General features: G+C 62.7%; 1 protein-coding gene. It reads left to right on the forward strand.

The annotated features are described in order from the left end of the window. Window positions 1–353: OpgC domain-containing protein (gene opgC, locus EOC06_RS38100; RefSeq protein WP_164899039.1), on the forward strand; the 353-nt coding region annotated here is incomplete at its 5' end. Window positions 354–528 lie beyond the last annotated feature (175 nt).

A 528-nucleotide genomic window follows, 5' to 3' on the forward strand; every position in this document is an offset into this window, starting at 1 on the left:
TATTGGCGGTGAGCTACCTGATCGTGGCCTTCCCGGCGGTCTCGAACCTGTTTCGCACCGGACGCGATCATCCGCTTGCCATATTGGGCAAACGATCGCTGCCGGTTTTCATTGCCGGCACGGTGCTTGCAATGGCGGCGCAAGTGCTGAAGCTGATCAATCCGGGCGGATTTGCCTATGACAGCCTGTTGATATCGGCCGGCATCGTCATGCAGTTCGCGCTCGCCTACTATCTCGAATGGCTATCGGGCCTTGCCTGGTCCGGCAAAAGCAGGCCGGCTCACAACGCCGCACCGCCCGTCCATGCTGCATCCTTCGCGATGCCGGCCATGGCGACAAGAATGGGCCGTTGAGCTCAGGCGGGCGAGGGGCCGGATGAGGCTCGCACCACGAGTTGGACCGGCAGCGATTGCCGGCTGAACGAACCGTCATTTTCAAGGATCGCCTTGACGGCAAGGCGGCCCATCTCGGCGATCGGCTGGACGATCGTGGTCAGCGGCGGCTTGGAAACCGCCCCCTCCGGAACAC

It is taken from the genome of Mesorhizobium sp. M7A.F.Ca.MR.362.00.0.0 (assembly GCF_004023175.1).
GTDB lineage: Bacteria > Pseudomonadota > Alphaproteobacteria > Rhizobiales > Rhizobiaceae > Mesorhizobium.